This window comes from Paraoerskovia sediminicola (genome assembly GCF_030296575.1).
Lineage (GTDB): Bacteria > Actinomycetota > Actinomycetes > Actinomycetales > Cellulomonadaceae > Paraoerskovia > Paraoerskovia sediminicola.
Window position 1 is genome coordinate 3,397,848 of sequence record NZ_AP027729.1, and the last position, 26,189, is coordinate 3,424,036.

Genomic DNA, 26,189 nt, shown 5'->3' on the forward strand with positions numbered 1-26,189 from the left:
TACCGGCCGGGCGGCGCGCCGACGACGCCGGTCCGGGCCGTCGGTGCCGCCGGGAACGTGGCGGAGGTCACCCCACGGACTCCGCCGGAGCAGCCGGCGGTCGCGGTCGGCTGCCGGCGGTCCTCCCGGAGCGGTCAGACGTTCGGTGCGGACTCGGGGTGCGACGCGTCATAGGCCGCGCGCTCTCGGTCGATCCTGCCGCCGAGGCGCAGCGACACGAACCACAGGGCGAGGAACACGGCCGCGACGACGAACATCAGGGGCAGCACCAGCCCGGTCGCGACGACCGGGATCTGGGCCACGGTCCCTGCGACGTAGCCCGCGGTCGAACCGACCGCCCGGGACAGGACCAGCAGGACCAGCACCAGGCTGCCGCCCACCGCCCAGACGACAGCCCCGGACGGGACGGGGACGCCGTCGGGCCAGGCGCTCGGGACCGTACGCAGGGCGTACGCGGCGAACGTCGCGAACAGCACGACGAACGCCTCGAGGACGAGGGTGGTCGACGTGAACTGCGGGCGCGCCGCCTTCTTCGCGCGGATGCGCGGAGCACCCGTGGTCGGCCCCTCGGGGGCCCCTGGTGCGGGCGTGCGGGTCGGCTCGGTCACCTGGTCAGGATACCGGCGGGCCGGACCGCATGGTCCCCGCGGCGCCGGCCGCTCCCGGGCTGCCCGCTGCTAGCGGTGGTGGCGAGCACCCGGCCGAGGGCCGGGGCGTCAGACCTCCCCGAAGCCGCCCTCGATCTCGGCGACCACCCGGTCGATCGCGGCGGCGGAACCCTCGCCCGTCGCCTCGATCGTGAGCTCGCGGCCCTGCGTGGCCCCCAGCTTCATGATCTGCAGCACGCTCGCGCCGTCGACGCCGTCGATGGTGACCCGGACCCCGAGGGCGGCGATCATCCGGGCGAGAAGCGCCGCCGGGCGCGCGTGCAGGCCCATGGGGTTCGGCACGACCGCCGTCCGCGCGCCGGGCGCGGGTACCGCGCCCCCTGCGGCCTCGCCCACACCGGCGTCCGCCACACCCTCGGACGACGCCTCGCGCGCCACCTGGTCGAACGTCGCGCCCGCCGCGGCCGCCTCGCGGGCCACCGCGGCCACGTCCCCGCCACCGTGGGCCGTCACCGCCGCGGCGACGGCGCCCTCGACGAACGGGGCGCTCACGAGCCGCGTGCGCGGCGCGAGGTGGTCCTCGGCGTCGAGCACCGACTCGACGGTGAGCACGGCGGATCCCAGGTCGGCGAGCACCACCACGCCCCCGCCCTCGACCGGCTCGTCCCCGTCGCCGCCGACGAGGGACCCGAGCGCGTCGCGCACGCCGTCGTAGTCCGTCCCGAAACGGCCGTCGTCGGTCCCCCCGACCCCGACGATCCGGACGCCGGGAGCCATCTGCCCGGCGAGGTCGACGAGGCCCCGCGCGATCTCCGGCGAGTGCGAGACGAGGAGCACCGCGACCCGGGCGCTCACGCCGCCGTCCCCTCGTCCGCCGCGCGCACCGCCGCGTCGAGGATCAGCGCGGTGGACGTCGCACCGGGGTCCTGGTGCCCGACGCTGCGCTCCCCGAGATAGCTGGCCCGGCCCTTCGTGGCGAGCATGTCGACGGTGGCCCGGGCCCCCACGCCCGCAGCCTCGGCAGCGGCCGCGAGCACGTCCCGCGGCGCACCGCCGCCCTCCGCCGCGGCCTGGGCGGCGTCCGCGGCCGGGTGCCAGGCGTCGACCATCGTCTTCTCCCCTCCACCGCCTTGCCGCGCGCCGTGATGCCCTCGAGCGCCGCCTCCACCAGCGCCACGACGGCGTGCGCGTCGAGCTCTGCGAGATCGGTGACCTTCGCCGCCCGGAGGTACGCCGTGCCGTAGAGCGGGCCGGAGGCACCGCCGACCTTCGACATCAGGGTCGTCGCGACGGACTTCAGCACATCTCCCACCTGGGCGGGAGGCGTCTCGACGGCAGCCAGCTTGTCGACGGCGGCACGGAATCCGCGGTCGAGGTTCTCCCCGTGGTCGCCGTCACCGATGACGCGGTCCAGCTCCGTGAGCTCGCCCTTCGCCTCGCTCACCGCCTCCGCCGTCAGCTGTACCCATCGGGTCGCCCAGGTCACGTCCAGCGTCATCCCACACCCTCTTCGTCCTACGTCGTCCTGCAACTCGGACAGCTCCGGGCGCGCACCACCGCGCGCCCGACCCCCACCGGCACGTCTCCCCGCCGGGCGGCCTGCCTACCAGCGCAGCGCCGCCGTGTGGACGGGGGCGTCCCAGAGACTCGTCAGCTCGTCGTCGAGACGCAGGACCGTCAGCGACGCCCCGGCCATCTCGAGCGACGTGACGTAGCTCCCCACGAGGGATCGCGTGACCGTGACCCCTCGCGCCTCGAGCGACGCGCGTGCCCGACGATAGACGACGTACAGCTCCGACTCGGGTGTCCCGCCCATACCGTTGACGAACAGCAACACTTCGTCGCCCTGCGCGAGATCGAGGTCCTCGGCGACCGGGTCGAGGAGCTGGTCGGTGATCTCGTCGGCCGTCCCCATCGGACGACGGTGGCGGCCCGGCTCGCCGTGGATCCCGATGCCGATCTCGATCTCGTCGTCGGCGAGGTCGAAGCTCGGCCGCCCGACGTGCGGGACCGTGCACGCGGTGAGCGCGACGCCCATCGTGCGGACGTTCGCGACGACCTTGTTCGCGACGGCTTCGACGGCCGCGAGGTCGTCCCCGCGGGCGGCGGCGGCCCCGGCGATCTTCTCGACGGCGACGGTCCCGGCGACCCCGCGCCGCCCGGCCGTGTAGAGGAGTCCTCGACCGCGACGTCGTCGTTCACGAGCACCGAGGCGACGGTCGTGCCCTCGGCCTCCGCGAGCTCCACAGCGGTCTCGAAGTTGAGGACGTCGCCCGTGTAGTTCTTGACGATGCACAGGACCCCGGCACCGGCGTCGGCGGCCTCGATGGCCGGCGCGATCTGGTCCGGGGTCGGCGAGGTGAACACCGCGCCCGGTACCGCGGCGTCGAGCATCCCGGCGCCGACGAAGCCGGCGTGCAGGGGCTCGTGCCCTGAGCCTCCCCGCTGACCAGACCGACCTTGCCGTCGGTCTTGCCCCCGGCGCGCACGACGTAGGCCGGGTCGAGCGACACCTCCACCAGGTCCGCGTGCGCCGCGGCGAAACCCTCGAGGGTCTCGGTCACCGCGTCCTGCGGGTCGTTGAGCAGCTTCTTCATCGCGCGCCTCCTCGATCGCCGCCCGGGACCGTCACGGGCCGTGGCACCATCGTGCACCCGGCGCGGGAACTCTGCAGGCGCGAACGAGCAGGTGGGGGCTCACGTGTAGTAGAGCGCCACCCGCCGACCGTCGACCTCGCGGACGGTGATCTCGTCGTCGTAGACCCGCCGCAGCACGTCGGTGTCGATCACCTCGGACGGCGGCCCCTGGACCTCGACGCGCCCGTCGCGCATCGCGACGATCCGGTCGGACCAGCACGACGCGAAGTTGACGTCGTGCAGCACCACGACGACCGTGCGCCCCAGCTCGTCCGCGGCGCGGCGCACGGTCCGCATCATGTCGCGCGCGTGCGTCATGTCGAGGTTGTTGAGCGGCTCGTCCAGCAGCACGTACTCGGTGTCCTGGGCCATCACCATGGCCACGAACGCCCGTTGCCGCTGCCCGCCCGACAGCTCGTCCAGATAGCGGTGCTCGAGCCCGCCCAGGTCCAGGCGGGCGACGGCGGCGTCGACGTGCGCGACGTCGTCCGGCGTCGTCCGACCGCGCGAGTACGGGTACCGGCCGAGGGTCACGAGGTCGCGCACCGTGAGGCGGACGGCGAGGTGGTTGTCCTGGCGCAGCACGCCGAGCCTCCGGGCGAGCTCCCGTCCCGGCGTGCGGGCCACGTCCGCGCCGTCGAGCAGGACCCTGCCCGACTCGGCCGGCAGAAGCCGCGCGACGACCGACAGCAGCGTCGACTTGCCCGCACCGTTCGGGCCGATGACCGACGTGACCCCGCCGCGGGGGAGCTCGAGGCTGACGTCGTCGACGACGACGGTCGTCCCGTACCTCTTGGTGACCTGCTCGACGGTGATCATCGCGCGCTCACCTGCGCCGTCCGGACGCGACCAGCAGGACGATGAACACGATTCCTCCGCAGAGCTCGATGACGACGGACAGCACGGTGCCCATCGACAGGACGTGGTCGAGGACGGCCTGGCCCCCGACGAGGACGACGACGGCGGTCAGGGCCGCCGTCGGCAGGGTGACCGCGTGCTTGGACGACCCGGTCAGGACGTACGCGAGGTTGGCCACCAGGAGCCCGAAGAAGGTGATCGGCCCGACGAGCGCCGTCGACACCGAGACGAGCAGCGACACCGCGACCAGCAGCGTCATCACCCGACGGCGGTGCTCGACGCCCAGCGCGACCGCGTTCGGCCGGCCGAGCGCGAGCACGTCGAGCTCGTGCCGGCGACGCCACAGCCACCAGCAGGTGCCGACCAGCAGGATCCCCGAGACGCCGAGCAGGGCCGGGTCCACCCCCGTGAAGGACGCGAAGAGCCGCGCCTGGAGCACCTGGAACTCGTTCGGGTCGATCATCCGCTGCAGCATCGCCGTGAGGCTGCGCAGCAGGACGCCCAGGACCACGCCGACGAGCACCAGCAGGTGCACCGAGCGGCGGGCGGCACCGAAGATCCACGCGAACAGCGCGACCGAGCACCCCAGCATGACCACGAGGGTGACGCCGAACTGGACCGGCGCAGGCACGCCCGAGAGGCCGACCGCACCGAGGGTGAAGACGGCGACCGTCTGCACCAGGACGTACAGGGCGTCGAAGCCCATGATCGACGGCGTCAGGATCCGGTTCTCGGTCACGGTCTGGAACACGACGGTCGAGACCGCGATCGCCAGCGCGACGACGAGCAGCGCACCGAGGGTCCGCGAGCGCAGCCCGAGGACGTAGGACCAGGCGCCCTGGACGTCGAGCAGCAGGAAGGCCGCGCAGGCGACGACGGCGAGGACGACCAGCGCGAGGAGGACGAGGCGCACCCGCCGGCCACGGGGGTCACGGGTGTCACCGGGGTCACGGAGTGCACCGGTCGAACGCCCGGACGACGGTCCGGACACCGGCCCGGAGCGGGCGTCGGCGTCGTCGAGCGACAGTCTGAGGGGCTCAGGCACCGGACCTCCCCGCGGGGGCTCGCAGCAGCAGGTAGAGGAACACGAGGGAACCGACGACCCCCATGACCACACCGATCGGGATCTCGTACGGGTAGCGCAGCACGCGCCCCAGCACGTCGCAGAGCAGGACGAGACCGGCGCCGCCGACGGCGACCCACGGCAGGGTGCGCCGCAGGTTGTCGCCGACGAGCAGGCTCGCGACGTTCGGCACGACGAGCCCCAGGAACGGCAGCCCGCCCACGACGACCACCACCACGGCGGAGACGACGGCGACCAGCCCGAGCCCGAGGGCCATGACCACGCCGTACGGCAGCCCGAGCGCGGTGGCGGTGTCCTTGCCGAGACCCGCGACCGTGAAGCGGTCCGCCATGACGTAGGCGACGACCGCGAGGGCGGCCGTCACCCACAGCAGCTCCATGCGCCCCGCGACGATGCCGGAGAAGTCGCCGGTCATCCACGCCCCGAGGGTCTGGAGCAGGTCGTAGCGGTAGGCGATCCACGTCGCCACCGCGCCGATCACGCCCGCCAGCATCATGCCGAGCAGCGGAACGGTGACGATCGAGCGCACGGGCACCGCCCGCAGCACCGCGAGGAACAGCAGGGTCCCGGCGAGGGCGAACGCTGCTGCGACGCCGATCTTGCCGGGCAGCGGCATCGCGGGCGCGAGGATCGTGACGAGCAGAAGCCCGAGCCCGGCGGCCTCCGTCGTCCCGACGGTCGACGGCTCGACGAACCGGTTGCGGACGAGCATCTGCATCACGAGACCGGCGACGGCCATGGCCGAGCCGGCGAGCAGGATCGCCGTGGTCCGCGGCACCCTGGACAGCAGCAGGACGTCCCAGGCGTCGTCGTCACCGGCCACGAGGTCGGCGACGCTCACGTCGATCGCCCCGATCATCACGGAGGCCACGACGAGCACGGCCATGACCAGCGAGGTGGCGACGACGACGAGCCAGGTCGGCATGCGGCGGCGAGGTCTCGGCGGGTCGGGGGCAGGCTCGTGCCCCGGGCCGGCCGGGGTGCCGGACGGCGCGGCGCCGCCTCGCCCGGACCGCGGGTGCGGTCCGGGCGAGGTGGGGTTCCTCAGCTCGACGGTCATCGTCCCGCCAGGGTTCCGGTGGTCAACGTCGCTGTCGGACGACGGATCAGACGTCGGCGCCGATCGCGGCACCGACCTCGTCCGCGATGTCGATCAGCGTCGGCAGACCGCCGTTGACGATGTACCAGCTCGCCGGGTCGACGTAGGTGACCTGGTCCTCCTGCCACGCGGTGGTGCCGTGGACGAGCTCGTTGTCCAGGACGGCCTGCGCGTTGTCGGTGCCCTCACCCACGGCGGCGTCGCGGTCGACGACGAACAGGTGGTCGGGGTCGGCGTCACGGACGAACTCGAACGAGATCGCCTCGCCGTGGGTGGCCTCCTCGACGTCCTCGACGGCGGGGGTCAGGCCGAGCGCGTCGTGCAGGAACCCGAAGCGCGAGCCCGGGCCGTAGGCGGTGACCTCGCCGGCGCTGGTCAGCACGATCAGGGAGGAGCCTGCGTCGGCCGCGGCGGCCTGCACGGCGGACGCCTTCGCGTCGAACTCGTCCGCGAGTGCGGCGACCTCGTCCTCCTTGTCGAAGATCTCGCCCAGCTTCGCGTCGTTCTCCTTGACGCTCGCCGCGAAGTCGGCCCAGTCGTTGGACAGGTCGACGGTCGGGGCGATCTTCGCGAGCTCCGGGTACGCGGCGGCCGAGCGACCGGCGACCACGATCAGGTCGGGGGCCGCGGCGGCGACGGCCTCGAAGTCCGGCTCGAACAGGGTCCCGGCGTCGAGGTACTCGTCGCCCGCGTAGGACTCGAGGTCGGCCGTGAGGTTCGTCTTGGGCACGCCGGTCACCTCGACGCCGAGCTCGTCGAGCACGGTCAGCGCGGCGAGGTCGAACGTGACGACGGTCTCGGGCATCGCGTCGAGCTCGAGGGTCCCCTGCGGGTGCTCGATCGAGACGGCCTCGTAGGCGCTCTCGTCCTGGGCCTCCGCCTGCGCATCGGCACCGTCGGTCGAGGTGGCCTCGGGCTCGGCCCCGGCGCCCTCGTCGGTGGCGCAGGCGGTGAGCAGGCTGAGGGCTGCGGCGGCTGCGAACAGCCCCGTGGACCAGGTGCGGACGTGCGTCATCGGTACTCCTTCGTCGTCAGGTGAGCAATACCTAACTTAGCGAAGGCTTACCTCCACAGTCCAGCCGCGGACAGCGCAGAACCTCACGAGAGACCCGAAAGAGACAGGGATCACAGCCTGGGGCGCTACGCGAGGGTTCCTACGGCTCTGCCGTCAGGTCCGGCCGTCAGTCCGGCCGTCAGGTCCCGACGTCAGGTCCCGACGTCAGGTCCTGCCGACGAGCGAGCGGGCGTCGGCGACCGTGATGACGGACCCGGTGACGAGCACACCCGTCCCCGTCCCCACCCCGGTTACGTCCTCGCGCTCGGCAAGGTCCGCGGCGACGGCGAGCGCCTCGTCCAGCCGCTGGGAGACGTGGACCCGGTCCTCACCGAAGACGTCGACCGCGACCTCCGCGAGGTCCTCGGGGTTGGCCGACCGGTCCGAGCTGTTGCGGGTCACCACGACGTCGGACAGGTGGGGCTCCAGGACCGCGAGCAGCCCCTCGGCGTCCTTGTCGGCCATGACGCCGACGACCCCGACCAGCCGGGTGAAGGTGAAGGCCTCGTCCAGCGCCGCGACGAGCGCTTCGGCCCCGGCCGGGTTGTGCGCGGCGTCCACGACGACCGTCGGGCTCGACCGGACGACCTCGAGCCGACCGGGGGCGCTGACGTCGCCGAAGGCGGCTTCGACGATCTCGCCGCCCAGCGCGCGGCCGCCGAGGAGCGCCTCGACGGCGGCGAGGGCGAGCAGCGCGTTGTGGGCCTGGAACCTGCCGTGCAGGGGCAGGAAGATCTCGGTGTAGAGCCCAGCCGGCGTGCGCAGGTCCACGAGCTGGCCGCCCACGGCGACGTTCACCGCCGAGACGGAGAGGTCCAGCCCCTCGCGGAGCACGCGGGCGCTGCGCGCGCCGGCCGCCTCGAGCAGCACCACCTCGGCGGCCTCGGGCTGCTCGGCGAGCACGACCGTCGCCCGGTCCTTGATGATCCCCGACTTCGTGGCCGCGATCTGGGTCACCGAGTGCCCCAGCCACCGCTCGTGGTCGAGCGCGATCGGGGTGATCACCGCGACGTCCCCGTCGACGACGTTCGTGGAGTCCCACTCGCCGCCCATGCCGACCTCGACGATCGCGACGTCGACGGGCGCGTCGGCGAACGCAGCGAACGCCATCACCGTGAGGACCTCGAAGAAGCTCAGGCGCGGGTCGCCGGTCTGCTGGGACTCGCCGTCCACGACGCCGACGTAGGGGGCGACGTCCTCCCACACCTCGACGAAGCGCGCCGGGCTGATGGGCTCGCCGTCGATCGCGATGCGCTCGGTGACGCTCGCCAGGTGCGGGCTGGTGAAGCGGCCGGTGCGCAGCCCGTGCTCGCGCACGAGCCGCTCCGTCATCCGCGCCGTCGACGTCTTGCCGTTGGTCCCGGTCAGGTGGATCGTCCGGAACGTGCGCTGCGGGTCGCCCATGAGCTCAAGCACGCGCGCGACGCGGTCGAGCGTCGGGTCGATGTCGTGCTCGGGAGCGCGGTCCATGATGTGCGCGTACACGACCTCGAGGTCTTCCAGCGCCCCCGCGTCGGTGGCCGCCTGCCGGGCGGCACGCCGGCGGTCCCGGCCCTCCTGCTCGTCCTTGGTCGGGCTCATGCGCTCTCCTCCGCTCGCTGGACAGCGACCGCGAGCTCGTCGCCGGCCACGACGTGGGCCGTGGTCGTCAGGGTCTCGCTCTCGATCAGGGCGCGGTGCTTCTCGACGGCGTCGACGGCCGCGGCCGGGACGGTCAGCGTCAGCACGATCCGGTCGGCGACGTCGAGCCCGGCGGCCTTGCGGGCGTCCTGGACCTCGCGGACGACGTCGCGGGCGTAGCCCTCCGCGCGCAGGTCGTCGTCGAGCGCGAGGTCGAGCACGACGAGGGCGCCCCCGGGGAGCACGGCGACGGCGACCTGCGGCCCGTCCTGAGCGCCACCCGTCGTGGTCGCGCCGTCCGTGCTGCCGCCACCGGCGACCGTCGTCAGCTCGTACTCGGCGCCCAGGAGCTCCACGTCGCCGTCGGTCGTCGCGACGACGACGGTCTCGGTCCCGTCCACACCGGGGGCGACGGACCAGTCCCCGCCTTCGCGGCCTTGATGACGGCCTGCACGCCGCGGCCCAGGCGGGGCCCGGCCGCCCGCGCGTTGACGGCGAGGCGCTGCACGATGCCGAAGCGCGCCGTGACCTCCTCGTCCAGCGCGACGAGGTCGACGTCCTTGACGTTGAGCTCGGCGGCGAGCAGCGCCCGGTACGGCGCGAGCGCCTGCGGGTCGTCCACCGCGACGGTCAGCGTGCGCAGCGGCTGCCGCACGCGCAGCGCGTTCGCCTTGCGCAGCCCCAGGGCCTGGGACGTCACCCGACGGACCTGGTCCATCGCGGCCACGAGGTCGTCGTCGGCGGCGAGCGCGCCGTCGTCCGTCGTCGGGAAGTCCGTGAGGTGCACCGAGCGGCCACCCGTGAGCCCGCGCCAGACCTCCTCGGTCAGCAGCGGGGCCAGCGGGGCCATCACGCGGGTCAGCACCTCCAGCGCCGTCCACAGCGTGTCGAACGCGTCGTGGTCCTCCGACCAGAACCGGTCGCGCTGGGTGCGCACGTACCAGTTGGTCAGCAGGTCGAGGTGCTCGCGCACGGTCTCGCACGCTCCGGCGATGTCGTACGCCCCGAGCTGCGCCGACGTCGTCTCGACCAGTCCGCGGGTGCGGGCGAGCAGGTAGCGGTCGAGGGCCGGCAGGCCGGCCACGCGCTCGGGCGTCACCCGCTGCGCCTCGTACCCCTGCCCACCCGTGGCGCCGCGGGCCGCGTTCGAGTACAGCGTGAAGAAGTAGTAGGTGCTCCACAGGGGCAGCAGCACCTGCCGCACGGACTCCCGGATCCCGTCCTCGGTCACGACGAGGTTGCCGCCGCGCAGGATCGGGCTCGACATGAGGAACCAGCGCATCGCGTCGGACCCGTCGCGGTCGAGCACCTCGGTGACGTCCGGGTAGTTACGCAGCGACTTGCTCATCTTGCGGCCGTCCGACCCGAGCACGATCCCGTGCGAGACGGCGCTGCGGAACGCGGGACGGTCGAAGAGCGCGGTCGCGAGGACGTGCAGCAGGTAGAACCAGCCGCGCGTCTGCCCGATGTACTCGACGATGAAGTCGCCCGGGTAGTGGTGCTCGAACCAGTCCGCGTTCTCGAACGGGTAGTGCACCTGGGCGAACGGCATCGAGCCCGAGTCGAACCAGACGTCGAGGACGTCCGGGATGCGGCGCATCGTGGACCGGCCCGTCGGGTCGTCCGGGTTCGGGCGCGTCAGGTCGTCGATGTACGGGCGGTGCAGGTCGGGCTCGCCGTCCGCGTTCACGGGGAGCCTGCCGAAGTCGGCCTCGATCTCGGCGAGCGATCCGTAGACGTCGGTCCGGGGGTAGGCGTCGTCGTCCGACACCCAGACCGGGATCGGCGTGCCCCAGTACCGGTTGCGGCTGATCGACCAGTCGCGGGCCCCCTCGAGCCACTTGCCGAACTGGCCGTCCTTGATGTGCCCGGGGTCCAGTCGATCTGCTGGTTGAGCTCGACCATGCGGTCCCGGAACGCGGTGACGCGCACGAACCAGCTCGAGACCGCCTTGTAGATCAGGGGTTCCGGCATCGCCAGCAGTGCGGGTACGAGTGCTCGTAGGTCTCGTGGCGCAGCACGACGCAGCGCTCGGCGCGCTCGACGCGTGCGAGCGGCCCCTCACCCGCCTTGAGGTCCTTGATGATGTGCGGGTTCGCGTCGAAGACCTGCTGGCCCGCGTAGTCGGAGACCTGGCCCGTGAACCGGCCTCGGCCGTCGACGGGGAGCACCGGCTCGATACCGGCCTCGGCGCACACCGCCATGTCGTCCTCACCGAACGCGGGCGCGAGGTGGACGATCCCGGTGCCGTCCTCGACCGAGACGAACTCGGCCGCCAGCACCTGGTGGGCGTTGTCGTGGCCGGCGAAGTAGTCGAACGGCGGGGTGTAGGTCAGGCCCGCTAGCTCGGCGCCCGCCACGGTCGCGACGACGGTCGCGTCCTCACCGAGCTCCTTCGCGTACGCGGCGACCCGGCCCGCACCGAGGACGACGCGGTCCCCGGCCAGCGCCGAGCCCTCGCCGGGCTCGACGACGACGTACTCGATCTCGGGCCCGACGGCGACGGCCAGGTTGGACGGCAGGGTCCAGGGCGTGGTGGTCCAGACGAGAGCGAGGGCGCCGGCGGCGGGCGACGCCGCGGCGTCCGACCCCTGCGGCACGGCGGCGAGCCGGACGCCCACCGTGAGCGCCGGGTCCTGGCGCGACTGGTACACGTCGTCGTCCATGCGCAGCTCGTGGTTCGACAGCGGCGTCTCGTCGCGCCAGCAGTACGGCAGCACCCGGTAGCCCTCGTAGGCGAGGCCCTTGGTGTGCAGCGTCTTGAAGGCCCAGAGCACCGACTCCATGAACGTGACGTCGAGGGTCTTGTAGTCGTTCTCGAAATCGACCCAGCGCGCCTGGCGGGTGACGTAGTCCTGCCACTCGTCCGTGTAGGTGAGCACCGACGTCCGGCACGCCTCGTTGAACGCACCGATGCCCATCGCCTCGATCTGCGACTTGTCGGTGATGCCCAGGACCCGCTCTGCCTCGAGCTCGGCCGGCAGCCCGTGCGTGTCCCAGCCGAAGCGACGCTCGACGCGGCGCCCGCACATCGTCATGAAGCGCGGGACGACGTCCTTCGCGTAGCCGGTCAGCAGGTGGCCGTAGTGGGGCAGCCCGTTCGCGAACGGCGGGCCGTCGTAGAAGACGAACTCGTTGTCGCCGTCGGTCCCGGCGTCGCGCGCCTCGACCGACGCGCGGAACGTGTCGTCGTCCTTCCAGAAGGCGAGCACGTCGCGCTCGATACCCGGCAGGTCCGGGGACGCGGGGATCTGGGCGCTCCCGGCGCCCTGCGCGTCTGCGGTAGGGGCGTCGGCGGACGACGTGCGGTGCAGGGGGTAGACCATGGCTCGCGGGCTCCTGGGTGGTACGGGCGTCTCGTCGTGCGAGGACGACGCGCCCTGCCCGACGGCGCCCCTGGTCTCCCAGGGACGGTCGCGGACCGCACGTGCCGCGGTACCACCCCGCTTGCCGACGCGTGCCGCACCCTGGGTGCGGGGCGGCGTCGACCGCTCTACCGGGCTGTGACGGGCCTACCCGTCCGGTTCTACTGAGGACCTGTCGTGCTGCTCGCGTGCCGGCCGTGCGTTCTCACGCACGCGGCCCGTCGGCGGTCCCGTTCTTCCGGAGGCTCACCGGTGATGGCCGGGTCGAAGCCTGTGCCTCCATGGTAGCGCGCGCGGCGGCGCGCGGCCTACGGCTGTACGCCTCGATGTCGAGCGCGACGAGCGTCTCGATGGTCAGGCCGGGGCGGGCGAGGTCGAGCGAGGACTCGACGGGGGCGTCGAGGAGGAGAGCAGACATGCGGGGAGGTCCTGTTCGTGAGCCGCGGGAGGGACGCAGGCCGTGCGGCGCCCTCGGGCGGCACGACGATCGCTGGGACGCGGGTGCTCCGCGTTCCGCTCGCCGACCCCGGATCCGTGCTGCCTCGGGTCGACGAGCCCTCAACAACAGGTGTCGAGGGCGGTCCCCACGGCGCGCACGACGAGCAGCACAGCGGCGCTGTGCACGGTGCTCGGGGCGTCGACGGGGCTCACGCGGAGAATCGTCACACGACCCCGAGCGACGGCGCAAGACCCGGCGACCGCCGGTCCGCATCGCGGACGAGTGTTTCGGGCCGCCCGCCGTGCGGACCCGGCCGGATCACTCGACCGACACCTGCATGGTGTGCCAGCCGGTGGCCCCGTCCGGGGCGGGGTTCGCCCGGTCCTCGGTCTGGACCTCGCCGTCCTCCCCCGTCGCCCGGCTGCGCAGCGTGTGGTTGCCCGCGGTCGCGTCCCAGTCGAAGACCCACTGGACCCAGGTGTCGGTCGAGACCGCGTCGGCGAGCTGCGCGGGCTGCCAGGGCCCGTCGTCGACCTGGACCTCGACACCCGCGATGCCGGTGTGCTGGTGCCACGCCATCCCGGCGACACGCACCGGGCCGGCGACCAGGTCGGTGCTGATGCGGGGTGTGTCGATACGGCTCGAGATCTTGATCGGGCCTCGCTCGGACCAGCCGCGCGTCGACCAGTACGCGACGTCGTCGGCGAAGGTCGTCACCTTGAGCTCGGTCACCCACTTCGTCGCCGAGACGTAGCCGTAGAGGCCGGGCACGACCAGCCTGGCCGGGAACCCGTGCTCGATCGGCAGCGGCTCCCCGTTCATCCCCACGGCGAGCAGGCAGTCGCGCGACTCGTCGGCGAGCACCTCGAGGGGCGTGCTCGCCGTCCAGCCGTCGGCGCTCGTGGAGAGCACCATGTCGGCGCCCTCGGCGGGACGCGCCCGGGCGAGCAGCTCGCGGATCGGGTAACCGAGCCAGGTCGCGTTGCCGACCAGGTCGCCACCGACCGGGTTGGACACGCACGCGAGCGTGACGACGTGCTCCTCGAGCGGGAGGTCCAGCAGCTCCGCGAAGGTGATCTCGAACGGCTCCTCGACGAGTCCCGACACCTTCAGCACCCAGGTGTCGGGGTCGACCTGAGGCACGCGCAGCGCCGTGTCGATGCGGTAGAAGTCGGCGTTCGGGGTGACATAGGGCGCGAGGCCGTCGATCCCCAGCTCGGTGCCGGGCGGGATCGGGTCGGCAGGCAGCGCGGCCCCGGGGAGCTTGAGCGTCTCGCGGACGGCGGTGGCCGCCTCGGTCCCGGCCGCGAGCGCCCGGGCGCCCAGGCCGACGAGCACGGCGGCGCCCGCCGAGATGCCGGTGAGCGCGAGGAACCGGCGTCGGTCGAGCGTCGCGCGCAGGCGGGCCGCCGTGAGCGGGGTCTCGACGTCTGGGTCCTCGAAGGGCACGCCGGTGCCGGCAGGCGTGCCGGAGGTCTCTGCGACCTCCCAGGCGCGCAGCCGCGCCGCACCGGTGCGGAGCAGGATGATCGCGACCGTCACGCCGATCACCGTGGGCGCGGCCCACAGGAACTTGGCGTCCGGTCGCGCCAGGGCGACGATCGTGATGACGAGCCCGACGGCGCCGAGCAGCACCGCGCCGACCGGTGGGCGCCGCAGCTCGAGGGCCCCGGAGAGGGCCGCACCGAGCGCGAGCGTCACGATCATGCCGCCCAGCAGGACGGCCTTGTCGTTGGTGCCGAAGTTCTCGACCGCGAAGTCCTTGAGCCACGGCGGCACCTGGTCGACGACCCCTGCCCCGACGGCGAAGATCGGGCTCGACCGGGGCGAGACGAACGCCGCGACGAGCTCGGCGACGGCGAACCCCGCAGCGGCGGAGACGACGCCGGAGAGTGCCGCCCACCAGCGGGCGTGCCGGAGGCCGCCGGGGCCCGGCGGTGTCCGGCGGTCGTCGTCCACGGTCGGGGGCGTCCCGGGTGTGCCGGCGGACTGGCTCTGCGTGCTCACGCTTCGACTATGTCTCACGCAGGTGGTTCGGAGCGGACGTGGCGGCGGATCGTTCGCGAACCGTCATGTGCTGCCGGGCCCTCCGCGCGGACGTACCGTTGAAACATGAACTACCCAGTCGAGCACTCCCCTGACCGGGACGTGGACACCACATCGCAGAGCGCAGCCCCGGAGCCACAGACGTCTCGTCCCGAGCACTCGCAGGGCGGCACGTACAGCGTCCCCGGCCAGGAGTTCGTGCGCGACAGCCGGTACATCACCACACGGATCACGCGCGACGGCGAGGAGGGCTACGCCGTCGAGCCGGGCCGCTACCGCCTCGTCGCCGCGCGCGCGTGCCCCTGGGCGAACCGCGCGATCATCGTCCGGCGCCTGCTCGGCCTCGAGGACGTGATCAGCCTGGGCACGCCCGGGCCGACGCACGACGAGCGGAGCTGGACCTTCGACCTCGACCCCGACGGCCGGGACCCGGTGCTCGGCATCGAGCGTCTCCAGGACGCCTACTTCGCCCGCGACCCCGAGTACCCGCGCGGGATCACGGTCCCCGCCATGGTCGACACCCGCGACGGCGCCGTCGCCACGAACGACTTCGCGCAGATCACCCTCGACCTGAGCACCGAGTGGTCCGAGCACCACCGGCCCGGCGCCCCGCGGCTGCTCCCCGAGGACCCGGCCGAGCGCGCCGCGATGGACGCCGTCATGGAGGAGATCTACACCGAGGTCAACAACGGCGTGTACCGCTGCGGTTTCGCCGGGTCCCAGGAGGCCTACGAGGCTGCGCACGACCGGCTGTGGACCGCGCTCGACCGGCTCGAGGCGAGGCTCACCGACCGCCGCTACCTCATGGGCGACCGCATCACCGAGGCGGACGTCCGCCTGTTCACGACGCTCGTGCGGTTCGACGCCGTCTACCACGGTCACTTCAAGTGCAACCGCCAGAAGCTGACGGAGATGCCAGCGCTCTGGGGCTACGCCCGCGACCTGTTCCAGACTCCCGGCTTCGGCGACACCGTCGACTTCGACCAGATCAAGCAGCACTACTACCGCGTCCACACGGACATCAACCCGACCGGGATCGTCCCCGCAGGCCCGGACCTCGCGGGCTGGGTCACCGACCACGGCCGTGCCCGGCTCGGCGGGTCACCGTGGGGTTCCGGCAGCGCCCCCGGCCCGGTCCGCGAGGACGAGCAGGTCGACCCCGACCACACGCCGCTGCGGGCCGCCTGAGCACGCCGCCGACGAACCCGTTCGTCGGCGCGGAGCGGCCTCGACGGCTTCCTCGGCATCGACCTGATCCCGGCACGCCGTCTCGCCACCGCTCCGATACGGCTCCGGCACCGCTCCGGCGCGAGTCCGCGCCGGGGCTAGAGTGGGCTGCAGGACCCCGGGCCACGCTCTCGCCCGGTCAGGCGACCGCACCTTCTCGGCCGCAGGTCCTCGGCACCGGATGGCGTGCCACGCTCCCCTCGTCCGTGTCGTGCCGCGGTGTCGTGCCGCGGTGTCGTGCCAACATGCCGCGGCCGACGCGACGAGCCACGCCAGTCCGCCCGCCACGAGCCCGCCAGCCGGCGGGCCGAAGGAGTCGCCTCCGTGCCCCGCACACAGCAGTCAGACCGCTCCGCCCGTACGTCTGCGCCCCTGCCCGACCACCGGCCCGGCGCCCCGACCGGCGCCACCGCGAGCGGGGCCCGCCGGCGTCGGACGGCGCCGCTCGCCCTGGCCGTGGCCTTCCCCCTCGCGCTCGCCCTCGCCGGCTGCGCGACCGGGGACGCGGCGGGTTCCGACCCCTCCCCGACCGGGGGGACGTCGTCCGACACCGCGGCCGAGCAGGCCGAGGCCGTGTCGTACCCGGTCACGGTCACGAGCTGCGGGTTCGACTCGACGCAGACCGCGGCGCCGGAGCGGATCGTGACGATCAAGTCCTCGATGACCGAGCTCGCCCTCGCGCTGGGCGCGGGCGACCGGATCGTCGGCTCCGCGTTCCTCGACGGGCCGCTGCCCGACGATCTCGCCGAGGGCGCACCCGAGGCGGTGACGAGCCCCATGGCCGACCAGGTCCCGGGTGCCGAGGCGGTCCTCGGGCTGGAGCCCGACCTCGTGCTCGCCGGCTGGGAGTCGAACCTCACCGCCGAGGGCGCGGGCGACCGCGACACGCTCGAGCGGCTCGGCGTCGCGACCTACGTCGCCCCGTCGGCGTGCAAGGAGAAGGAGTTCCAGCCGGACCCCATGACCTTCGACACCCTCTTCGACCAGATCGCCGAGGCGGGGACCGTGCTGGGGACGCCGGACGCGGCCGACGCGCTGGTCGCCGAGCAGCAGGACGAGCTCGCCGCGATCGAGCCGGACGCCCGCGGTCTGAGCGCCCTCTGGTACTCCTCGGGCTCGGACGTCCCGTACGTGGGCGCCGGGATCGGGACCCCGCAGATGATCATGTCGTCCGCGGGGCTGACGAACGTCGCCGCCGACGTCCACGACACCTGGACGTCGATGGGGTGGGAGTCGATCGTGGCCGCGGACCCCGACGTGATCGTGCTCGTCGACGCGGCGTGGAACACCGCGGACTCGAAGATCGAGGCGCTCGAGGCGAACCCGGCGACCGCCGAGCTCACCGCGGTCCGGGAGCAGCGCTACCTGACGCTCCCGTTCCCCGCCACGGAGGCCGGGGTGCGCTCGGTCGACGCGGTCGCCTCGCTCGTCGACCAGCTGGCGGACGTCGGCGCATGAGCCAGACCGTCCGTCGCCTCCCGGTCTCCCGGGCCCCCGACTCCGACCCGGGCCCTGCGGGGCCGGGCGGGCGGGCGCGTCCGAGGCGGGCGGTGCGGGCGGTGCGGACGGTGCGACCGGTGCGGGCGGTGCGACCGGTGCGGGCGGTGCGACCGGTGCGGTGCGTGCGGAAGGACCGGCGGGCGCGGCACGTGCGACGGTTGCGACGGTTGCGACCGGAGGCTCTCTGCGACGGTCGCGGCAGCCCCGCCGCGCACGAGCGGCGATCTGGGTGCCCGCCGCCTGCGTGGTGCTCGTCGCGACGGTGCTCGTGGCGGTGACGGTCGGTCCTGCGGACGTGTCGGTCGGCGAGGTCGCGCGGAGCGTGGCGTCGCACCTGGGTCTGGCCGTCGAGGCACCGGCCCGCCTCGTCGACGCCACGGTGTGGGAGCTGCGTATGCCGCGGGTGCTCACGGCGGCGTGCGTCGGTGCGGGGCTCGCGATCTGCGGGGTCGTCATGCAGTCGCTCACGCGCAACCCGCTGGCCGACCCGTACCTGCTGGGGCTGTCCTCGGGGGCGTCCCTGGGCGCCGTCCTGGTCCTGCTCGTCGGGGTCGCCGTCCTGCTGCCCGTCGCCGCGTTCGTCGGGGCCACCGCGGCGCTGGTCGCGACGCTCGCCCTCGCCGGGGCCGCCGGTGGGCTGACGCCGGGTCGCACGGTGCTGGCCGGCCTCGCCGTCGGGCAGGGGGCCGCCGCAGCGACCTCGTTCGTCGTCTTCACGTCGGCCCAGGGCGACTCGTACCGCGAGGTGCTCACCTGGCTCATGGGCTCGGTCGCCGGGTCGACGTGGGTCGAGGTCGCCGTCGCCGGGGGCGCGGTGCTCGTGCTGGGCTCGCTGCTGGCGAGCTCGGGGACGCTGCTCGACGCGTTCACGTACGGCGACACCGCGGCCGCGGCTCTGGGGGTCCACGTGAGCCGGACGCGATGGCTGCTGCTGATCGGCGTCGCGCTCCTGACGGGCGCGCTCGTCGCGGTGTCGGGGGCGATCGGGTTCGTCGGCCTGATCCTGCCCCACGCGGTGCGCTTCCTCACCGGGGCGGGCCACCGCCTGCTGCTGCCCCTGTCCGGGCTGCTCGGCGCGAGCTTCCTCGTGTGGTCCGACACCCTCGCCCGCACCGTCGTGGCACCGACGGAGCTGCCGGTCGGGATCGTCACGGCCGCCGTCGGCGCTCCCGTCTTCGCGCTGCTGCTCTGGCGACGGAGGGCGGCATGAGCTCCACGACGCGAGACGCACCGGCCACGGGCGGGCCCGTCGGGCGCACTACGGGCGACGAGGGCCCAGCGGGCCTCGCCGCGGCAGCGACCGCACAGCCGATCGCGGAAGCACGGACCGCCGGGCCGACGTCCGCGGACCAGCGCGGGCTGGTCGTCGACCGCGTGACGTGGGGCGTCGACGGGCGCCTGATCGTGGACGGCGTCGACTGCACCGCCCCGCCCGGCGCCGTGACCGGGCTGTGCGGGCCGAACGGCTCCGGCAAGTCGAGCCTGCTGCGACTGGTCGCCGCGGCGCGGTCGCCGGAGTCCGGCGTCGTGCGGCTCGACGGACAGGACCTGGGCGCGATGCGTCGTCGCGACCGCAGCCGCACCGTCGCCCTGGTGGAGCAGGACGCCGCGACCGACCTCCCGCTCACCGTCCTCGACGCGGTGCTGCTCGGGCGGATCCCGCACCGGTCCCCCTGGCGGGCCCCACCGCCGCGGACCGTCAGGTCGCCCTCGACACCCTGGTGCGCACCGGTGCCGCGGACCTCGCCGAGCGCGACGTCGCGACCCTCTCCGGCGGAGAGCGCCAGCGGGTCCACATGGCCCGAGCCCTCGCGCAGGAGCCCCGGCTGCTGCTGCTCGACGAACCGACGAACCACCTCGACGTCGCCGCCCGGCTCGAGACCATGCGGCTCGTGCGCGGTCTCGCCGCCGACGGCGTCACGGTGCTGTGCGCGCTGCACGACCTGGATCTCGCGGCGTCGTCGTGCGACCACGTCGTCATGCTCGCGGAGGGTCGCGTCGTCGCCGCGGGCCCGGTCGCCGAGGTGCTCGTGCCCGAGGTGGTCGAGGCCGTCTACGGGGTCCGGTGCGTCGTCCTCACCCACCCCCGGACCGGTCGTCCGGTCCTCGCGTTCGACCTCTGAGGGCCGCTCCCCGGCGCCGGGTCCGCCGAGCCGGCTGCTGCGCCGCCCGCGGTCGACACGCACGGTCGGCGATATGCTTTTCTGCATGAGGACCACTCTGCACCTGCCCGACGACCTCTACCGGGACGTCAAGCGCACCGCCGCGCAGGAGGGACGCACCGTCACGTCGCTCGTCGAGGACGCGCTGCGCGAAGAGCTGCGCAGGCGGACCGCCGCTCCCGGTCGGCCGTACGTCGTCCCGACCGTCGACCTCGGAGACCCCCTCGTCGAGATCGACATGACGAGCAACGCCGCGATGCTCGACGCGATGGACGGCCGATGATCGCTCCGGACGTCACCGTCCTCGTCGGCGCACTCGTCGCACGCCATCCGCACAAGCACGTGTGCGAGCCGTGGCTGACCGCGGCGATCGCGAACCCCGAACCGCTCGCTCTCACGGACGCCGTCCTCGGTGCCACGGTGCGGATCCTCACCCACCGGCGCATCTACCCGAACCCGCTGCCCGCCACTGCCGCGCTCGACCTCGTCGAGGGCCTGCTGGCCGCACCGGGGACCATCCGGATCGGGCCGGGGCCGCGCCACTGGGAGATCTTCGGGCAGCTCTGCCGGGGCTCCGACGTCCACGGAAACCTGGTCGCCGACGCACAGCACGCCTCCGTCGCGATCGAGCACGGCGCGACGTGGGCGACGCTCGACCGGGACTTCGCCCGGTTCCCCGGTCTGCGCGTCGTCGACCCGCGCGCCTGAGGCCGTGCGGTTGCCCGGCGAGTGTCCGACGGCGTCGCTACCGTCGCTCCATGACCGGTCCGACGCCTTACCTCCAGCTCCCCGGCACCGCCCGCAAGGCGCTCGCCTTCTACGCAGACGTCTTCGGCGGCAACGCCCAGGTGCACACGCTCGCCGAGATGGGGCGCACCGACGGGCCCGCCGACGCGGTCGCCCACGGCTACCTCCACGACGGCCCGGTGCGGGTGTACGCGTCCGACACGGTCGGCGACGAGGCACCGTTCGCCGCCGAGGGCCTGATGCTCGCGCTGCTCGGCACGGCGGACGCCCAGACCCTGCACGGCTGGTTCGCCCGGCTGGCCGAGGGCGGCGTCGTCCTGGACCCTCCAGGAGCGGCCGTGGGGAGCCTCCGACGGCCAGGTCGTGGACCGGTACGGTCTGCGCTGGCTCATCGGCTACCAGCACGACGAGCACGACGAGCACGACGAGAACGGTGCGAAGATCGATCCATGACTCTCTGGATGACCGGCGACCCCGCCGCCGACGAGCTCCTCGACACCGACCCGTTCGCGCTGCTGATCGGCATGCTGCTCGACCACAGGGTTCGTTGACGATGGAGCAGGCCCGGAACGCGAGAGCGATGATCGAGGCAACCAAAGGAAGGCTGGCACTCCGCTGGCTCTAGTCTCGGGGCGGCGGTCCAGCCACCAGAGCGAGAGCTTCCTCGTAGTCGCCACCGAAATCGATCCGCGTCACGTCGTCGGGGTCGAGTGATCGCGCTTTGCGGCGCCACTGGCCTTGCGGGTCGACCTCCAGCAGGCGCAGAACCGCGCTGTCGACGAACACCAACGAGCCGACATAACAGATGTCGGGCCTGTCGAACTCGACGAAGATCGAGGTTGTCGGAGCGGCCGCCGCTGCGGTCGTCACGGCACCCCGCAGATCGTCGAGCTCAACCTCGGTGGAGGGTGGTGGCCATTCCGAACGAGCACGCAGAGCCTTCACCGTGAAGCAGTCCGGGTCGGGATCGATCGTGACCGCCTGGATGTCGTTGAGCCGCAAAAGCGCAAAACCGTCGAATCTGACTCGACCGGCGAGCCCCGCGACTGCCACCCATCGGGCACCGATACCCACCACGAACCCCTCGATGTAGTCCGCGCCACGAATCCAGCGGCGCACACCCACCACGAGCTGCTCGTCCTTCGCCCGCTCCAGACGCGCACGAACGGCGTTCTTGTCGACAGGCGGCTTCGACTTCTTGCTCGACATGGGCTAATAATGCCTGCCGAAAACGCGGGACCTGCGCCTCGGAGTACATCCGGGCAAGATGGACCCATGACCGCACAGCTCTGGATCACCGGCGACGACGCGACGGACAAGCTGCTCAGCGACGACCCGTTCGCGCTGCTCATCGGCATGCTGCTCGACCAGCAGTACCCGATGGAGCACGCGTTCGCCGGGCCGCGCAAGATCCGCGATCGCGCCGGCAGCTTCGACGTCGCCGCGATCGCCGCGGCCGACCCCGACGAGTTCGCGACGCTGTGCGCGACGACCCCCGCCGTCCACCGGTACCCGGGGTCCATGGCGGGCCGCATCCAGGCCGTCGCGCGGGCCGTCGTCGACGACCACGACGGGGACGTCACGCGGATCTGGACGGGCGCACCCGGCGAGGAGGCGCCGTCCGGCCGCGAGGTGCTCAAGCGGCTCAAGGCGCTGCCCGGGTTCGGGGAGCAGAAGGCGAAGATCTTCCTGGCGCTGCTCGCGAAGCAGCGCGGCGTCGCGCCCGAGGGGTGGCACGAGGTCGTGGGTGCCTACGGCGACGACGGCTCGCGGCGCTCGATCGCCGACGTGACCGACGAGACGAGCCTGCACGAGGTCCGCGAGTTCAAGAAGGCGGCGAAGGCCGCCGCCAAGGCCGCAAAGAAGTAGCGGCGTGCGCATCACCCTCCTCGCCGGCGGCGTCGGCGGGGCACGGTTCGCGCGCGGGCTGCGCGACCACCTCGACCGCAACGGCACTCCCGACGGGACGGCCGCGGAGATCACGGTCGTCGTCAACACCGGCGACGACTTCCGCCTGCACGGCCTCCAGGTGTGCCCCGACCTCGACACCGTCATGTACACGCTCGGCGGCGGCATCCACGAGGGCCAGGGCTGGGGGCGACCCGACGAGACGCGGCACGTCACCGACGAGTTGCACGCCTACGGGCTCGGCTGGGACTGGTTCACGCTCGGCGACCGCGACCTGGGCACGCACATCGCCCGGACCGAGCTGCTGGGCTCCGGGATGCCGCTGAGCGCGGCGACCGAGCGGCTGTGCGCGCGCTGGTCACCCGGCGCCCGGTTGATCCCGATGACCGACCAGCGGTGCGAGACGCATGTCGTCGTCAGTTCCGACGCCGACTCCGCGCCGGCCGCCACAGCGTCGGACGGGCTGGACGGCCCGGCCCACGACGACGGAGCACGTGACGGCTCGGACCCGGACGACCGGTCAGGCTGCGAGCGCACCATGCACTTCGAGGAGTGGTGGGTCCGCCACCGCGCCGCTCTCCCTGCCCGGCGGTTCGTGCAGGTCGGCGTCGAGAACTCACGTCCGGCCCCGGGAGTCGTCGACGCCATCGAGCGCGCGGACGTGATCCTGCTGCCGCCGTCGAACCCGGTCGTGTCGATCGGCACGATCCTCGGTGTGCCCGGCATCCGCGAGGCGCTCGCAGCGACCGCTGCTCCCGTGGTCGGGGTCTCCCCCATCATCGGCGGCGCACCCGTGCGCGGCATGGCCGACGCGTGCCTGACGGCGATCGGCGTCGAGTCGACCGCCGAGGCGGTCGGGCTCCACTACGGCGCCCGCGGGCACCGACGGCCCGCGCCCGCCGGCGACGGCCCGGGCGTGCTCGGCGCGGCGGCTCTGCCGGGCCTGCTGGACGGGTGGCTCGTCGACACGTCCGACGCCGGGGCCGTCGCCCCGCTCGAGTCCGCCGGGATCTCAGCGCGGGCGGTGCCCCTGCTCATGGGTGACGAGTCCGGCCCCGACGGGCGCACGCCGACGGGGGTCATGGTCGACGCCGCGCTGGACCTCGCCGGTCTCAGGTCCTGACGCCCGGCCCGTCCGGCGCCCCAGGCATCCCGCGGCCGGCGAGCCCAGCGAGCACGTGCGCGGTCCGTGGGCCGACGCCCAGCCCGACCGCGGCCTCCAGGTCCAGGACCGTGTCGACGTCCCGTCGCGCCCGGCCGGGGGCGCGCTCCAGCGCGACGTGCCCCGCCGCGACGTGCTTCGCCGCCGACCCGGGACCGAACGCGGGCCGCAGGTCGGACGGCGTCCGACCGGTCAGCAGGGTGGTTCCGGTGCCGTCGGCGTCGGGGACGACGGCGCGAGGGTGCGCGGCCGCGAGCCCCAGGGTCTCGTCGAGCACCCCACCCGTCAGGGCGGGGAGATCCCCGAGCAGGACGGCGCAGCGCGCGTCGGGACGGTTCGTCGCCGCGCGCTCGATCCCGGCGACGACCGCCGCGGTCAGCCCGCCCGGATCAGGGACGACCACGACGCGCGGGTCGGCGCGCAGCTCGTCGAGCACGAGAGGCTCGCTCGAGACGAGCACGACCGCGCCGACCGTCTCTGCGGACAGGACCGCCGTGAGCGTGTCGAGGGCGAACGCTCGCGCGAGACCGCGACGCAGGGCGCCCTCAGGGTCGCCCGGGAGACCGTCGACGAGGCGTGACTTCGCCCCCGTCAGCCGCTTGACCGGGACGACCACGGTCCACCTTGGGGTGTCGGTCGCGCGTGGGCTGTCGGTCGCGTCTGAGCTGTCGGTCGCCCGGTCGGTCGCGTAGTCGGTCACGGTGCCGCCCGCTGCGTCCGCGGCTGTGCCTGGGTCCGCGCCTGCGTCCGTGCCTGGTTCTGTGCCTGCACGCGCGTCAGAGAGCGTCGTCGCCGTCCAGCTCGACGTCGGCGTCGCGCTCGGACGCGAAGGCGTCGTTGGCCCCGGCCTCGTACCCGGCCGTGTAGCCCTCCTCGTAGGCCTCCTCGGAACCGGTGCGGAACAGGTCGTCCTCGGCCGACCGGACGAGCGCCGCCGCACCGGGACCGTCCGTGTCGGTGACGAAGCGCGCGAGCCCCCGGACCACGGCGACGGGGCGCGCCGCAACCTTGCCGCGGACGAGCTCGGTCGCGGAGGCGATCTGGTCGACCACGGCCGTCATCGTCACCGTGATCTCCCGCCCGTGGGTGTCGGGGGTCCCGCGCATGTCACGCAGGACCAGCACACCGGCCGCCCCGATCGCGAAGTCGATCTGCCCCTCGCGCCACGGGCGACCCGCGGTGTCCGAGATGACGACGCCGAGCCTGACCCCGAACCGCTCCTGCAGCGCGGCGCGGATCGCGCGCGCCGAGGCGTCCGGATCGAGCGGGAGCAGCAGGACCGTGCCCTCGGGGGTGTTGCTGGCATCCACCCCTGCGGCGGCCATGACGAGCCCGAGCCGGTTCTCGACGATCCGCATGACCCCGCGCGGCGAGGTCCTGGACGCGACGACCCGGACGCTCTCCTCGTCGATCGCGGCCTCGCGGTCGGCGGCCACGCGCACGCGGCCCTCCGCCTTGGAGACCACCTTGCTGGTGACGACGACGACGTCGCCGTCAGCGACGCCGTCCGCCACCAGGGCGTCGCCCACGATCCGGGCGAGGTCGTCGCCCGGCTGCACGTCCCCGATGCCGTCGGGGGCCCAGGACTCGATCCGGGCGGTCATCGCGACAGCTTGGGGAGGACGTCGCGGCCGAAGGTCTCGATCCACTCGCGCTGGTTGCGCCCCACGTTGTGGAGGTAGATGCGGTCGAAGCCGAGGTCGACGAACTTCTGGATGTACGCCCGGTGCTCGTCGGGGTCCGCGGAGATGACGAGCCGACCCTCGAAGTCCTCGGGACGCACGAGCTTGGCCATCTGCTCGAGCTCGTGGGGCGTGCGGATGTCGCCCTTGGGGAACTTCATGCCGCCGTTCGGCCACTGGTGCAACGCGTTCTCCAGCGCCTCCTCGTCGGTCTCGGCCCACGACATGTGGAGCTGCAGGACCTTCGGCATCGACTCGGGATCGCGGCCGGACTCCCGCACGCCGGTGTCGAACCGGTCGAAGAGCATCGAGATCTTCTCGAGCGGCGCCCCGACGGTGATGAGCCCGTCGGCGTGCTTGCCGGCGCGCTTCGCGGTGATCGGCCCCGCGGTCGCCACGAGGATCTCGGGGGCGACCTCGGGCATCGTCCAGAGCCGGCTCGACTCCATCTTGTAGAACTGGCCGGAGTGCTTGACGTCCTTGCCCGCGAGCGACGCCGCGAACAGCTTCTTGATGATGTCGATCGCCTCGAACATCCGGTTGATGCGCTCGGGCGCCTCGGGCCAGTACTGCGCGACCATGTGCTCGTTGAGCGCCTCGCCCGAGCCGAGCCCCAGCCAGTGGCGCCCCGGGTACATCGCGGCGAGCGTCGCGGACGCCTGCGCGACCATCGCGGGGTGCCAGCGGAACGTCGGCGCCGTCACGCCGGGGCCGAGGTCGCCCTTCGTGCGCTCGCCGAGCGCCGCGAGGACGTTCCAGACGAAGGACGCCTCGCCCTGCGCGGGGACCCACGGGGCGAAGTGGTCCGCCGCCATCGTCCCGGAGAAGCCGTGCTCCTCGGCGTACGCGCTCAGCGCGACCGCCTCCGTGGGGTGGAACTGCTCGAGAGCTGCTGCGTAACCGACCGTCAGTGGTGCCATGCGACCGAGCCTATCCCCGCCCGGGCGCCGCCGTCCGGCACCCGAACACGTCGCGTGACGCCTGGACGATCT

General features: G+C 73.3%; 22 protein-coding genes and 4 pseudogenes. 10 read left to right on the forward strand and 16 right to left on the reverse strand.

All coding sequences use genetic code 11. From position 1 onward, the window contains the following. Window positions 1–134: 134 nt before the first annotated feature. From QUE47_RS15725 to QUE47_RS15780, 12 genes and pseudogenes are all read right to left on the reverse strand, one after another. Entirely contained in the window at window positions 135–608 is a 474-nt protein-coding gene (locus tag QUE47_RS15725; protein ID WP_286218049.1) for a DUF4233 domain-containing protein, read from the reverse strand. A gap of 108 nt (window positions 609–716) precedes the next feature. Then, window positions 717–1,463 carry an HPr family phosphocarrier protein gene (locus QUE47_RS15730; RefSeq protein ID WP_286218050.1) on the reverse strand — a complete coding sequence of 249 codons (747 nt, stop codon included), beginning with the start codon at window positions 1,461–1,463 and terminating at the stop codon, window positions 717–719. Continuing rightward, window positions 1,460–2,106 (reverse strand): annotated as a pseudogene (gene dhaL / locus QUE47_RS15735) (dihydroxyacetone kinase subunit DhaL). The gene QUE47_RS15730 and the pseudogene dhaL overlap by 4 nt, the downstream one beginning before the upstream one ends. Window positions 2,107–2,211: 105 nt before the next feature. Beyond that, window positions 2,212–3,205 (reverse strand): annotated as a pseudogene (gene dhaK / locus QUE47_RS15740) (dihydroxyacetone kinase subunit DhaK). A gap of 99 nt (window positions 3,206–3,304) precedes the next feature. Further along, window positions 3,305–4,063, reverse strand: a complete 759-nt coding sequence (locus QUE47_RS15745) for an iron ABC transporter ATP-binding protein (protein ID WP_286218051.1) — start codon at window positions 4,061–4,063, stop codon at window positions 3,305–3,307. A 7-nt stretch (window positions 4,064–4,070) separates the two neighbouring features. Then, complete coding sequence (locus QUE47_RS15750; protein WP_286218052.1) at window positions 4,071–5,147, reverse strand: iron chelate uptake ABC transporter family permease subunit; 1,077 nt, start codon at window positions 5,145–5,147, stop codon at window positions 4,071–4,073. Then, entirely contained in the window at window positions 5,140–6,111 is a 972-nt protein-coding gene (locus tag QUE47_RS15755; RefSeq protein ID WP_286218053.1) for an ABC transporter permease, read from the reverse strand. The genes QUE47_RS15750 and QUE47_RS15755 overlap by 8 nt, the downstream gene beginning before the upstream one ends. A gap of 181 nt (window positions 6,112–6,292) precedes the next feature. Then, window positions 6,293–7,300 carry a siderophore ABC transporter substrate-binding protein gene (locus tag QUE47_RS15760; protein ID WP_286218054.1) on the reverse strand — a complete coding sequence of 336 codons (1,008 nt, stop codon included), beginning with the start codon at window positions 7,298–7,300 and terminating at the stop codon, window positions 6,293–6,295. 204 nt (window positions 7,301–7,504) lie between these two features. Then, window positions 7,505–8,920: a bifunctional folylpolyglutamate synthase/dihydrofolate synthase gene (locus QUE47_RS15765; protein WP_286218055.1), complete on the reverse strand. Its 1,416-nt coding sequence runs from the start codon at window positions 8,918–8,920 to the stop codon at window positions 7,505–7,507. Next, window positions 8,917–12,285, reverse strand: a pseudogene (gene ileS / locus QUE47_RS15770) (isoleucine--tRNA ligase). Before ileS ends, QUE47_RS15765 begins: the two are co-directional and overlap by 4 nt. Before the next feature lie 244 nt (window positions 12,286–12,529). Then, complete coding sequence (locus tag QUE47_RS15775; protein ID WP_286218056.1) at window positions 12,530–12,742, reverse strand: hypothetical protein; 213 nt, start codon at window positions 12,740–12,742, stop codon at window positions 12,530–12,532. A gap of 339 nt (window positions 12,743–13,081) precedes the next feature. Continuing rightward, window positions 13,082–14,770: a molybdopterin-dependent oxidoreductase gene (locus tag QUE47_RS15780; protein ID WP_350227597.1), complete on the reverse strand. Its 1,689-nt coding sequence runs from the start codon at window positions 14,768–14,770 to the stop codon at window positions 13,082–13,084. Between the two features lie 141 nt (window positions 14,771–14,911). On the opposite strand from QUE47_RS15780, the gene QUE47_RS15785 reads away from it, so the two are divergent. The 8 genes and pseudogenes from QUE47_RS15785 to QUE47_RS15815 all read left to right on the forward strand — a co-directional run bounded on the left by QUE47_RS15785 (window position 14,912) and on the right by QUE47_RS15815 (window position 20,996). Beyond that, window positions 14,912–15,997 (forward strand): glutathione S-transferase family protein, encoded by a 1,086-nt coding sequence (locus tag QUE47_RS15785; RefSeq protein ID WP_434019770.1) that lies wholly within the window; start codon window positions 14,912–14,914, stop codon window positions 15,995–15,997. Window positions 15,998–16,360: 363 nt separating this feature from the next. Next, window positions 16,361–17,494, forward strand: a complete 1,134-nt coding sequence (locus QUE47_RS15790) for a putative F420-0 ABC transporter substrate-binding protein (protein ID WP_350227598.1) — start codon at window positions 16,361–16,363, stop codon at window positions 17,492–17,494. Window positions 17,495–17,765: 271 nt separating this feature from the next. Continuing rightward, complete coding sequence (locus QUE47_RS15795; protein ID WP_350227599.1) at window positions 17,766–18,746, forward strand: putative F420-0 ABC transporter permease subunit; 981 nt, start codon at window positions 17,766–17,768, stop codon at window positions 18,744–18,746. Then, window positions 18,743–19,111: pseudogene (locus QUE47_RS17020) on the forward strand (ATP-binding cassette domain-containing protein); the annotation flags it as partial. The gene QUE47_RS15795 and the pseudogene QUE47_RS17020, both read left to right, overlap by 4 nt. Before the next feature lie 146 nt (window positions 19,112–19,257). Further along, window positions 19,258–19,659 (forward strand): ABC transporter ATP-binding protein, encoded by a 402-nt coding sequence (locus tag QUE47_RS17025; protein ID WP_350227600.1) that lies wholly within the window; start codon window positions 19,258–19,260, stop codon window positions 19,657–19,659. 85 nt (window positions 19,660–19,744) lie between these two features. Next, window positions 19,745–19,981 (forward strand): YlcI/YnfO family protein, encoded by a 237-nt coding sequence (locus QUE47_RS15805; RefSeq protein ID WP_286218058.1) that lies wholly within the window; start codon window positions 19,745–19,747, stop codon window positions 19,979–19,981. Beyond that, complete coding sequence (locus QUE47_RS15810) at window positions 19,978–20,406, forward strand: TA system VapC family ribonuclease toxin (protein ID WP_286218059.1); 429 nt, start codon at window positions 19,978–19,980, stop codon at window positions 20,404–20,406. The genes QUE47_RS15805 and QUE47_RS15810 overlap by 4 nt, the downstream gene beginning before the upstream one ends. A 50-nt stretch (window positions 20,407–20,456) precedes the next feature. Beyond that, window positions 20,457–20,996, forward strand: a complete 540-nt coding sequence (locus QUE47_RS15815) for a VOC family protein (protein ID WP_350227601.1) — start codon at window positions 20,457–20,459, stop codon at window positions 20,994–20,996. A 70-nt stretch (window positions 20,997–21,066) separates the two neighbouring features. Here QUE47_RS15815 and QUE47_RS15820 read toward each other — a convergent pair whose 3' ends face one another. Next, window positions 21,067–21,654 (reverse strand): hypothetical protein, encoded by a 588-nt coding sequence (locus QUE47_RS15820; RefSeq protein WP_286218060.1) that lies wholly within the window; start codon window positions 21,652–21,654, stop codon window positions 21,067–21,069. Between the two features lie 66 nt (window positions 21,655–21,720). Here QUE47_RS15820 and QUE47_RS15825 point away from each other — a divergent pair, with 66 nt between their 5' ends. Together QUE47_RS15825 and QUE47_RS15830 are read left to right on the forward strand one after the other, a co-directional pair. Continuing rightward, a complete protein-coding gene (locus QUE47_RS15825) occupies window positions 21,721–22,314 on the forward strand; it encodes an HhH-GPD-type base excision DNA repair protein (protein ID WP_286218061.1) in 594 nt (197 codons plus the stop codon). Between the two features lie 4 nt (window positions 22,315–22,318). Further along, the gene (locus QUE47_RS15830) at window positions 22,319–23,476 is read left to right on the forward strand and encodes a 2-phospho-L-lactate transferase CofD family protein (RefSeq protein ID WP_286218062.1); all 1,158 of its coding nucleotides are present in this window, start codon (window positions 22,319–22,321) and stop codon (window positions 23,474–23,476) included. Here the strand turns inward: QUE47_RS15830 and cofC are convergent. The 3 genes from cofC to QUE47_RS15845 form a co-directional block, all read right to left on the reverse strand. Continuing rightward, on the reverse strand, window positions 23,466–24,215 hold the full coding sequence (gene cofC / locus QUE47_RS15835; protein ID WP_286218063.1) for a 2-phospho-L-lactate guanylyltransferase: 750 nt from the start codon (window positions 24,213–24,215) through the stop codon (window positions 23,466–23,468). The genes QUE47_RS15830 and cofC overlap by 11 nt on opposite strands. A 76-nt stretch (window positions 24,216–24,291) precedes the next feature. Then, window positions 24,292–25,119: a coenzyme F420-0:L-glutamate ligase gene (gene cofE, locus QUE47_RS15840; RefSeq protein ID WP_286218064.1), complete on the reverse strand. Its 828-nt coding sequence runs from the start codon at window positions 25,117–25,119 to the stop codon at window positions 24,292–24,294. Continuing rightward, on the reverse strand, window positions 25,116–26,117 hold the full coding sequence (locus tag QUE47_RS15845) for a TIGR03557 family F420-dependent LLM class oxidoreductase (RefSeq protein WP_286218065.1): 1,002 nt from the start codon (window positions 26,115–26,117) through the stop codon (window positions 25,116–25,118). Before QUE47_RS15845 ends, cofE begins: the two co-directional genes overlap by 4 nt. Window positions 26,118–26,189: the final 72 nt, after the last annotated feature.